10 protein-coding genes are annotated in these 10,355 nt (G+C 67.8%); 6 read left to right on the top strand and 4 right to left on the bottom strand.

Annotated elements, in window-relative coordinates:
* Window positions 1-395 precede the first annotated feature (395 nt).
* Together AC4PWQ_RS00875 and AC4PWQ_RS00880 are read left to right on the top strand one after the other, a co-directional pair.
* Entirely contained in the window at window positions 396-1,529 is a 1,134-nt protein-coding gene (locus tag AC4PWQ_RS00875) for an Mrp/NBP35 family ATP-binding protein (protein ID WP_492089500.1), read from the top strand.
* A 26-nt stretch (window positions 1,530-1,555) separates the two neighbouring features.
* Window positions 1,556-2,182 carry an O-methyltransferase gene (locus AC4PWQ_RS00880; RefSeq protein ID WP_371152608.1) on the top strand — a complete coding sequence of 209 codons (627 nt, stop codon included), beginning with the start codon at window positions 1,556-1,558 and terminating at the stop codon, window positions 2,180-2,182.
* Between the two features lie 64 nt (window positions 2,183-2,246).
* On the opposite strand, the gene AC4PWQ_RS00885 is transcribed toward AC4PWQ_RS00880, so the two are convergent.
* The gene (locus AC4PWQ_RS00885) at window positions 2,247-2,411 is read right to left on the bottom strand and encodes a DUF3117 domain-containing protein (protein WP_371152609.1); all 165 of its coding nucleotides are present in this window, start codon (window positions 2,409-2,411) and stop codon (window positions 2,247-2,249) included.
* 135 nt (window positions 2,412-2,546) lie between these two features.
* Here AC4PWQ_RS00885 and AC4PWQ_RS00890 point away from each other — a divergent pair, with 135 nt between their 5' ends.
* From AC4PWQ_RS00890 to AC4PWQ_RS00900, 3 genes are all read left to right on the top strand, one after another.
* Complete coding sequence (locus AC4PWQ_RS00890) at window positions 2,547-3,308, top strand: LOG family protein (protein ID WP_371152610.1); 762 nt, start codon at window positions 2,547-2,549, stop codon at window positions 3,306-3,308.
* A 400-nt stretch (window positions 3,309-3,708) separates the two neighbouring features.
* Window positions 3,709-4,833, top strand: a complete 1,125-nt coding sequence (locus tag AC4PWQ_RS00895; RefSeq protein ID WP_492089501.1) for a hypothetical protein — start codon at window positions 3,709-3,711, stop codon at window positions 4,831-4,833.
* Window positions 4,834-5,003: 170 nt separating this feature from the next.
* The gene (locus AC4PWQ_RS00900; protein ID WP_371152612.1) at window positions 5,004-5,537 is read left to right on the top strand and encodes an Imm61 family immunity protein; all 534 of its coding nucleotides are present in this window, start codon (window positions 5,004-5,006) and stop codon (window positions 5,535-5,537) included.
* Between the two features lie 138 nt (window positions 5,538-5,675).
* Here the strand turns inward: AC4PWQ_RS00900 and AC4PWQ_RS00905 are convergent, their stop codons facing one another.
* Window positions 5,676-7,217, bottom strand: coding sequence for an NAD(P)H-quinone dehydrogenase (locus AC4PWQ_RS00905; RefSeq protein ID WP_492089502.1), 1,542 nt, complete (start codon window positions 7,215-7,217; stop codon window positions 5,676-5,678).
* Between the two features lie 148 nt (window positions 7,218-7,365).
* On the opposite strand from AC4PWQ_RS00905, the gene AC4PWQ_RS00910 reads away from it, so the two are divergent.
* Entirely contained in the window at window positions 7,366-9,129 is a 1,764-nt protein-coding gene (locus tag AC4PWQ_RS00910; RefSeq protein WP_371152614.1) for a phospho-sugar mutase, read from the top strand.
* Window positions 9,130-9,260: 131 nt separating this feature from the next.
* Here the strand turns inward: AC4PWQ_RS00910 and deoC are convergent, their stop codons facing one another.
* Together deoC and AC4PWQ_RS00920 are read right to left on the bottom strand one after the other, a co-directional pair.
* Window positions 9,261-9,917, bottom strand: a complete 657-nt coding sequence (gene deoC / locus AC4PWQ_RS00915; protein WP_371152615.1) for a deoxyribose-phosphate aldolase — start codon at window positions 9,915-9,917, stop codon at window positions 9,261-9,263.
* Between the two features lie 103 nt (window positions 9,918-10,020).
* The gene (locus tag AC4PWQ_RS00920) at window positions 10,021-10,209 is read right to left on the bottom strand and encodes a hypothetical protein (protein ID WP_492089503.1); all 189 of its coding nucleotides are present in this window, start codon (window positions 10,207-10,209) and stop codon (window positions 10,021-10,023) included.
* Between the last annotated feature and the right edge of the window lie 146 nt (window positions 10,210-10,355).

Consider the following 10,355-nt stretch of genomic DNA (forward strand, 5'->3'; position numbering starts at 1 on the left):
CACCCCGCAGTGTTTCAGTTTTGAACGGCCTAGACCTTATGCACTCGACCTAGACCATGCGTAGCGCTCTAAGGTCTAGGTCGAGTGCATAAGGTCTAGGTCGACCGGTTCAGCCCATCGTGGGTCCTGTGCGCGCACCTGAGCTGGGAACCGTCGCGCGTCGCTGGAGCCCGGCACCGTCGCGCGTCACTGGAGTCCGGCACCGTCGCGCGTCGCTGGAGTCCGGCGCGCTATTCCCTCACAACCCGCCCCGGCAGGGCCACTGCTCGCGCGCACCCAATGGCGCCACTGCTCGCGCGCACCCCGCCCCAGTGGCGCCACTACTCACACAGGCCGAATTTGCGCCGGGCGACTGGCGGCGACGTCGGCCACCCGCCCAGGTAAAATCGCTGTCCATGAGTGAAAACGCCCTCCTGGAGGCAATCCACGCCGCCCTGGCCACGGTCATCGACCCCGAGATCCGCAGGCCAATCACGGAACTGGGCATGGTGGACAACGTGGAGGTGGACGGCGCGGGCATCGCGACTGTCCACATCCTGCTCACCACTGCCGGTTGCCCGCTGAGGGACAAGATCAGCAAGGACACGGCAGCTGCCGTGAGCCAAGTAGAAGGCGTCGAGGCCGTTGATGTCCGCATGGGCGTCATGAGCGATGAGCAGAAGGCGGAGCTGCGCTCCAAGCTGACCGGCGGCGCGCCCGAGCCGGAGATCCCGTTCACCAAGCCGGGCAACCTGACGCGCATCTACGCGGTCACCTCCGGCAAGGGCGGGGTGGGCAAGTCCACCGTCACCTCCAACCTGGCGGCCGCGATGGCCAAGCAGGGATTGAAGGTGGGCGTGGTGGACGCTGACATCTACGGGTTTTCCATCCCGCGCATGCTGGGCGTGGACCACCCGCCCACCAAGGTTGACACCGCGATCATCCCGCCGGTGGCGAAGGACGTGAAGGTCATCTCGATCGGCATGTTCGTACCGGACGGCCAGCCGGTGGTGTGGCGCGGCCCCATGCTGCACCGCGCGATCGGGCAGTTCCTGGGCGACGTGCACTGGGGTGACCTGGACGTGCTGCTGCTGGACCTGCCCCCGGGGACCGGCGACGTGGCCATCTCTATCGCCCAGTACCTGCCCAACGCGGAGATCCTGGTGGTGACCACCCCGCAGCTCGCGGCCGCCGAGGTGGCCGAGCGCGCCGGCTCCATCGCCGCCCAGACCCGCCAGCGCGTGGTGGGCGTGGTGGAGAACATGAGCTACCTGGAGCAGGAGGACGGCACGCGCCTGGAGATCTTCGGGGCCGGCGGCGGCCAGGCCGTCTCCGAGCATCTGAGCGAGCAGCTTGGCTACGAAGTGCCGCTGCTGGCGCAGATTCCTTTGTCCGTTGATTTGCGCCGCTCCGGTGACCTGGGTGACCCCCTGGCCGGTCAGGACGCCGACGACGCTGCCGCCGCTGCCCTGCGAGACGTGGCCGCAACGCTGGGCAAGCGGGCGCGGGGACTGTCCGGCCGCCCGCTTGGCGTTACCCCGCTGCGTTAGTGACGAGGAAGGAAAGGCAGCCGAAAGTGGATAAGTCCCAGTCGTGGACCTACACGGAAGAATTCGTCACGGAGGACGAGGCGATCGCTGCGGGCCGCGTGAGCGCCCACGAGCTGGGCGCCCCGACCATCTCCCCCGGCACCGGCGCGGCCCTGCGCCTGCTGGTGGCTGCCGGGGGCGCCAAGGCGGTGCTAGAGATCGGCACCGGCACGGGCGTGGGTTCCCTGTGGCTGCTGGCGGGCATGCCCGCCGACGGTGTGCTCACCTCCATCGACCCGGAGGCGGAGTTCCACAAGGCCGCCAAGAAGGTCCTGGCCACCGCCGGCTACCCGGCCACGCGACTGCGCCTGATCTGCGGGCAGCCGCTGGACGTGCTGCCGCGCATGGCCTCGCGTGCCTACGACGCGGTGGTGATCGACGCCTCCGTGGGTGACCACGCCGAGCACCTGGAGCACGCCAGGCGCCTGCTGCGCCCCGGCGGCCTGGTGTGTTTTGTGCACGCCCTTGCCGGGGATGCGGTGGCCGACCCGGCGCGCCGCGACGCGACCACCGTGGCCGCCCGCGAGCTGGGGCGCCACCTGCGGGACGACCAGGACTTCCTGACCACCCTGCTGCCGGTGGGCGACGGCCTGTTGGCGGCCGTGCGGCGCTAGCTGCACGGGCGAAAAGACTGGGAGGGGCGGCCGGCGGCCGCCCCTCCCAGTCTCTTGGTGAAGCTCAGTTGACGCCCTGCAGGCAGGTGGCCAGCTCCTTGGCCTCGTCAGCGGAGAGCTCTACCACCAGGCGGCCTCCGCCTTCCAGCGGAACACGCATGACGATGCTGCGTCCTTCCTTGGTTACCTCAAGCGGACCATCACCGGTGCGCGGCTTCATCGCTGCCATGGGTTCTCCTTGCGTTTGCTACGGCGCTGAATAAACGCTGTAGCCATTCTAGTTGGTGATTCCCCAAAGCGCCGCTTACCAGCGGCCCGTTGCGGATAACGCCCGTAGGATGGCCCCGAACAGGGAGGTAGCACCATGATGTTGTCCAAGAAGACCACCTACCACAAGGGCCCAACGCTGCTGCGCGGCCCGCACATTCCCAGTGAGACCACGGATGCTCGCCTCCTTGCCTCTGCGGACGACACCGATTGGCTCCACAAGGACCCGTGGCGGGTGATGCGGATCCAGGCCGAGTTCGTGGAAGGCTTCGGGGCGCTGGCGGAGCTGGGCCCGGCGATCTCCATCTTCGGTTCGGCCCGCACCGGCCCGGGCACGCCCGAGTATCAGATGGGCGAGCGAACCGCCGCCCTGCTGGTGGAGCGCGGCTTTGCGGTGATTACCGGCGGCGGGCCGGGCGTCATGGAGGCCGGCAACAAGGGCGCCGCCCAGGCCGGTGGCACCTCCGTGGGCCTGGGAATCGAACTTCCCTTCGAGCAGGGTCTGAACGACTACGTCAACCTGGGCATCAACTTCCGCTACTTCTTTGCCCGCAAGACCATGTTCGTGAAATACGCCCAGGGCTTCGTGTGCCTGCCGGGCGGGTTTGGCACCCTGGACGAGCTCTTCGAGGCGCTCACCCTGGTGCAGACCCACAAGGTGCGCTCCTTCCCCCTGGCGTTGATCGACTCCAGCTACTGGGGCGGCCTGCTGGACTGGATCCGGGAGACGATGGTGGGGCGCGGCACCATCTCCGCCTCAGACCTGGACCTGATCCGACTGGTGGACACCCCCGAGGAGGCGGTGGACTTCGTGGTCTCCCGCGTGCACGACCTGGCAAACGGGGACGCGAACGCCTAGCGGGGTCTCTCAGGCACTCACAATCCCCAGCGTGACCAGTGCACATGGCCCCCACCCGCACATTGCGATAGATTCGCCGAAGGCCTCTAGACGGAATATGCCGACCGGGGAGGCTGCACGTCAGCCACTGGACGTTCTCGTTGGGTACACGTCCCTCTGATTGGAGTGCTCTGGGGTTGGGTGGTGATCCGACTCCGGGGGATCCGGTGGTGGTGCGCAGCGGGGCGGAGCGGTATCGGGGTGTGGCTGATGCGATCAAGCGTTGCGCCGACAACCTGCGGGCGCTGGAAGCTGGGGCAAGCTCGCGGGCCGAGAGTGTCACCGCGCTACTAGTGCAGCGCGACACCCTGCTCGATGGGATAGGTAGAGCAGAAGGACGCTACCGCGCGGCCGGGAGGCATTGGAGACGTATTCGGCGGCGCTGGACCGGGTACAGACCGACACGCTGAATGCTTTGTATGCGGCCAGGCAGGCCAAGTGGGAACGCGATGAGGCCCGCGACAACCAGCACTACTACCAAGACCTGGCCGACGACTACGCGAATACCGACGATGACAGTGGCTATGGGCATGACCAGTGGGTGCGTTACACCAACCTGGCCCAAAACGCCGGGACTGAGGCGGTAGAGGCCCAAGACCGGATTGATAACCAAGTCCAGGTGGCCCAAAACGCCGTCCAGGAGCGTGACCAAGCCGCCCAGACAGCTATTGACGCTATCCAGCGGGCAACCGCCACCGATGGGCTCAATGATGGCCGGTGGGAGGACTACGGCGCCAAGCTCCTGGGCTGGATCGCAGACCTAGCTCAGGCAATCGCCCAGTTCGCTGGGATCCTGGCCATGGCCCTGTGCTGGATCCCCGTACTAGGCCCAGCACTAGCAGTCATCGCCGCAATCGCGGGCATCGTAGAAGCCGTAGCGAACATCGGCCTAGCCATCGGCGGTGAGAAGAGCTGGGGCGAAGCCCTCCTCTCCGTGGGCTTCGCCGCCCTGGGCTGCATCGGCCTAGGCGGACTACGCGGCGCAGTCTCCTCACTCAAGGCCCTGAAGAACTTTGGTGGGGCACTCAAAGCTGCTGGTGGACTGAAGGGCGCGTTCTTAACCTTCGCCAAAAGCACCATCCCGCCCGGTGCGCGCGACGCATTGCTGAAGTTCGGGCAGCGCTTACGCATCGCCGCCAACAGGAAGAACCTCTACGTCAAAGGCAAGACCCTCCAACCAGGAACCAAGGGCCGAGACCTCCTAGCATCAAAATCCCCCTACGGACGCCGGTTCGGCAGACGGATCAAGAACTCGCAAGAGTGGGAACTACTCTATAGAACGGGCCCCGACTTGAACGATGTTGCCTGGCCAAACCCATGCTTCATAGAAGGCAGCAAGCGCTCATTCAACGTAGACGAGTACATCAGACGCTACGGAGACACGATCGACCGGATCGGAGGAGGTACCGGCAAATGGTTTTCCCCAGTAGAGAAGGGAAGAGTATTTAGCTTTGAGGCGCGCGCCGTACCGCGCTACCATCTGTAATACGAATACAATCAGATACGCCTCGTAGAGGTCCCCAAGGATTGGGCTATCGAAGTTTCAGTCGCCACACCAGGCTTCGGCCAACCTGGCGGCGCCCTACAGATTCAGTTCATCTCGAAAGGAAGAGAGGTATCCTTCGCAGAACTCCTAGACAAATCAAGGAGCACAGTATGGTGACATTCGCACTGACTAACACCTTCCTCCGTTTTTTGCAATCACTCACTCCAGACACCACCATTGTGGAATATGAGAGCGGATACGGAATTTCCCACAGGTTCGGCGTCTCCACGCGCATAACATTGCATGAAGGCGAGTACCAGGTCGGCACGATTGAAAGAAGTAGCGACCCCGACTACACACTATTCACACCTAATCTGGACCTAGCAGAAAAGTACCTAGTTTCACTCATAGGGGCACGGCATAGATTTAGGCACAACCTCTCCCCATTCGACTCAATCAACATGAGACGAAACAGGAAAACTGGATACGACTACCGCCAAATCGACGCCGATTACTCGTCGCTCATATCACCAGATGGCGAAATCGTTCCCGCCAAGATTAGAACATCCGTCAGCCTCGGCGATTTGAACGCCTTCTCATACATTGTCAACGAATCCATAGAAGACGTCATAAGCTCTTATCTGGACCGCTACGGCCGCCCGCTCTTCAACGAATTCCTGGCCCGCGACTCACACTACTATTAAGCGCACAATTTCAAGCGCACGACCACCGGCTCATTACAGGCGAGAAGATCTCATCCCAGCTACGCGAACACTTACTGGCAACACAGCATTTCTAATACACGATGGGTCAGGTAATCCGGCAGGGCCCCAACTGCCAAATCAGTCCTCCACCACGCGGGCGGCCTCCACTATCGAGCCGGACAGGGACGGGTAGACGTTGATCATGCCCGCCAAGTCGGCGGCCGTCAGGTGCTGCTTTACCGCGAGCGCGACGGGCAGGATCAGTTCGCTGGCGCGCGGCCCCACGATCACCCCGCCCACAACCAGGCCATCGCGGCGAGAGATGACCAGCTTCAGGAAGCCGGTCTGGATGCCGAGCATCTTGGCACGCGGGTTGCGCGGCAGCGGCAGCCGGGAGATGAAGCAGTCCAGCCCCTGTTCGTGGACCTGCTGGGGCTGCACGCCCACGGTGGCGATCTCCGGGGCGGTGAACACGGTGGCGGCAACGTCCCCGGTGTCCAGCGGGGCGACCGCGTCACCCAGCGCGTGCCACATGGCGATGCGCCCCTGCATGGCCGCCACCGAGGCCAAGGGCAGCACCCCGGTGCAGTCCCCGGCGGCGTAGACGCGAAAGGCGGTGGTGCGCGATACCCGATCCACCTGGATGTGCCCGGACGGGCTCAGCTCCACCCCGGCGTTCTCCAGGCCCAGCCGGGAGGTGTTGGGTACGGCTCCCACGGCGACCAGGCAGTGGGAGCCGGGCAGCACCCGCCCTTCCTCGAGCCGCACGGCCACGCCCTCCCCGTCCTCGGTCAGTTCCACCGCCACCGCCCGGGCGGAGGTGACCACCTGCATCCCGCGCTCGCGCAGCTCCTGCTCGATCAGCGCGGCGGCCTCCGGTTCCTGCCCCGGCAGCACGCCGGGCCGGGAGCTCACCAGCGTCACGCGGGCCCCCAGTAGTTGGTAGGCGCTGGCCAGTTCCACGCCGGTCACGCCGGAACCGATCACCACCAGGTGCTCGGGCATCTCCTCCAGGTTGTAGAGCTGCGCCCAGGTCAGGATGCGCTTGCCGTCGGGCCGCCCGGCGGGCAGCTCGCGGGGCCTGGCCCCCACGGCCAGCAGCACGAACTCGGCCTCGCAGTCCAGGTAGCCGCCGTCGGGCAGGGTGGCGCGCACCGTGCGCAGCCCGCCCTCCCCCGTCGCTGGCAGCAGCGCGCCGCGCCCGTGCAGCACCCGCACCCCGGCCCGCTGCAGCGTAGCCTCGATGTCCGCAGACTGCTCCAGCGCCAGCGCCCGCACCCGCTCATTCAGCGCGCGCAGGTCCACACTCGCCACCGGTTGGGCCGACCCGGCCTGCGCTTTGCCGGCCTCGTTGGGCGCGGCGGCGCGCGCGGCAACGTCGTCCATCCCGGGCGCGGCGGGAGTAGCGGCGTGCGCAAACCGCAGGCCCAGGTGGGCGGCGCGTTCTGCGATGGTGAGCCACTCGGCGGTGGCGATGAGGGTCTTGGAGGGAACCACGTCGGTCAAGACTGCCGCGCCTCCCAGGCCGCGTTCCTCGATCAGGGTGACGCTGGCCCCCAGGCGGGCGGCGGTCAAAGCGGCCTCGTAGCCGCCGGGCCCACCGCCCACGATCACGACGCGCGAGCCACGTCGGGTGGAGGAGGGGCGGGGAGAATCCGGGGCGGGGGCGACGTTGCTCATGCACGCATTGTGCCGCCAGGGCGCGCTCGGCGATGCGCGTTTGAACGAAAGAGGGCACCCTAGAGGGTGGAGCGGGGCGCGCCCGATCCTGCCCGCCACGCGGCGCGTCGGCCCTAGAATCGCCAGAGCTTCAAAAAGAGGGGTAGTGATGGACTTTCAGGTTGTTAAGGACTGGATCGCTGCGGACGTCGATCCCGCCACGCAGGCGGAGCTCACCGAACTGTTGAGCGCCGCAGAGGGCGGGGACGCCGCCGCGCTTTCCGACCTGGCCAGCCGCTTCGACGGCACCTTGCAGTTCGGCACGGCCGGCCTGCGCGGGGCGATCGGGGGCGGGCCCAACCGCATGAACCGGGCCGTGGTCATTCGCGCCGCCGCCGGTCTGATGGCCTACCTGCGCGAGGCGGTGGGTGAGGAGCCCGTGGTGGTGATCGGGTACGACGCCCGCCACGGCTCCAGCGATTTCGCCCGCGACACCGCCGCGGTGGTCACTGCGGCCGGCGGGCGGGCCTGGCTGATGCCGCGCGTACTGCCCACCCCCGTGTTGGCGTTCGCCACCGCCGCCCTGGACGCGGACGCCGGCGTGATGGTCACCGCCTCCCACAACCCGCCTCAGGACAACGGCTACAAGGTCTACCTGGGTGGGCGCGCCGTCACCGACGCCGGGCAGGGCGCCCAGATCGTGCCCCCCTACGACGCCCTGATCGCGGCGCAGATCGAGGCCGCCCCCGCTGCGGTGGACGTGCCGCGTGCGCAGTCCGGTTGGCAGGAGGTGGACGACGCTGTAGTGGCGCGCTACCTGAGCCGCGTGGCCGCACTTCCCACCACCAAGGTGGGCCCCTCTCAGGCCGGCAACCTGAGGATCGTGCTGACCTCCATGCACGGGGTGGGCTCGTGGACCGCCCGCCAGGCCCTGGCGGCGGCCGGTTTCACGGACGTGCACGAGGTGGCCGAGCAGGCCCAGCCGGACCCCGACTTCCCGACCGTCGCCTTCCCGAACCCGGAGGAGCCGGGCGCCCTGGACCTGGCGTTCGCACTGGCCGAGCGCGTGGGGGCAGACCTGATCCTGGCCAACGACCCGGACGCGGACCGCTGCAGCGCCGCCGTGCCACTGCCCGGCGGCGGCTGGGAGCAGCTCACCGGCGACGAGGTGGGTTGCCTGTTGGGTGAGCAGACCGCCCGCCTGGTCAGCGCCGCCCGGTCCCTGGGGGCCGGCGACGTCGCCAAGGCCACGGCCGCCGGTGGCGAGGTGGGCGCCGCGCCCGAGCGCAGCGTGCTGGCCTGCTCCGTGGTCAGCTCCCGCCTGCTGGGCAAGATCGCCGCGTCCCACGGGCTGGGCCACGCCACCACCCTGACCGGTTTCAAGTGGATCTCCCGCGTGCCCGGGCTGGCTTTTGGCTACGAGGAGGCGCTGGGCTACTGCGTGGACCCCGCCCAGGTGCGCGACAAGGACGGCGTGTCCGCCTGCGTCAGCCTGGCCGCGCTCGCCGCCTCCCAGAAGGCCGCCGGCAGCGACCTGCGCGCGCTGCTAGACGGACTGGCGCTGCGCCACGGCCTGCACGCCACCGCTCCCCTCTCCATCCGCGTCGATGACCTGGCCCTGATCCGCACCGGCATGGCCAACCTGCGCGCCAACCCGCCGGCCCAGCTGGCCGGCTCCCCCGTGGTCGAGGTGGTTGACCTGGCCGACGGGTGGGCGCGCTTCGACCTGCCGCCCACCAACGGCATGGTGCTACTCACCGCAGCCGACGACCGCGTGATCGTGCGCCCCTCCGGCACCGAGCCCAAGCTGAAGTGCTACCTGGAGGTGATCCAGGACGTGGACGGCCAGGACTCCCTGGCCCCGGCCAAGGAGGCCGCGGCGGCCCGCCTGGCGCGGTTGAAGGAAGAGATGCGCGCGGTGCTGGGCATCTGACTCGGCGCCGGGCGTCCTTGGCACCCGGCTGGGACTCTAGGCGCCGGTTGACTGAGGGACGGCAGGTTCACCTGCCGCCCCTCAGGTGCGCGGGCGGCCCGGTCAGTGGCCGCCCGCGCCCAGCGTCCGGGTCAGTCCAGCTCCGCCAGGATCGCCGCAGACGCGCTCAACCCCAGCCGGGTGGCGCCCGCAGCGATCATCGCCTGCGCCGCCTCGGCCGTGCGGATACCACCGGAAGCCTTCACCCCCAGGCGGCCCCCCACCGTGGCGGCCATCAGCTCCACCGCGTGCACCGACGCTCCGCCGGCCGGGTGGAAGCCCGTGGAAGTCTTCACGAAGTCCGCGCCGGCAGCCTCCGCCGCCTTGCAGCACTCCACAATCGCCTCATCGCTCAGGGCCGCAGACTCGATGATCACCTTCAACACCACCGGTGCCGGGCACGCCGCCCGCACCGCCGCGATGTCCTGGCGCACGTAGTCGTAGTCGCCCGCCACGGCGCGCGAGACGTCAATAACCATGTCCACCTCGTCCACGCCCGCCTCGCACGCAAGCTGCGCCTCCAGCGCCTTCACCCGCGAGTCGTGGGCGCCCGACGGGAAGCCACACACCGTCGCCACCTTCACCGCCCCCAACGCCTGCCGGTCCAAGGGCAGCTTGTTCGGGCTCACGCACACCGAGTAGCAGCCCAGCTCGCGGGCCTCCGCCACCAGGGCGTCCACCGCCTGGACGCTCGCCTCCGGCTTGAGCAGGGTGTGGTCGATCAGCTCAGCAACCTCTGCGCGGTTCATCTTTCTCCTTTACCTCCCCCACAGGGGATGACTTTCCTACCTCTGCCGCTCTCCACCGGACAGGCCAACCACCTGGCCCCACCGGCACCGGGAGCGGCGCCATCTACACCGGGACCGGCAGCAGCGCCGCCCACAGGTGGCTCCACCCCCCCAGGCTCTCACCCGGGCTGGTCAACAGCTCCCGCTCCCCCAACTCGAACACGCTCCCCACCGCCGGGTCGTAGATACGCCACTGCCCGCCCCCACCCGGGAGCGCCAACACCACGTGACGCGGCAGCCCCTCAACGCTCAACCCCGGGCTCCCCCGCAGTACAGCGGCACCGGGAAACCCAGCTGGGTGAAGCGGCGCACGAAAAACGTCTATGGGTCCCAAGAGACTCGTTGTCACGGTAGGCGGTTTCCTTCACCGTCGTTTCAAGACCCACGAAAGAGGACAAC

It is taken from the genome of Buchananella sp. 103232 (genome assembly GCF_058725725.1).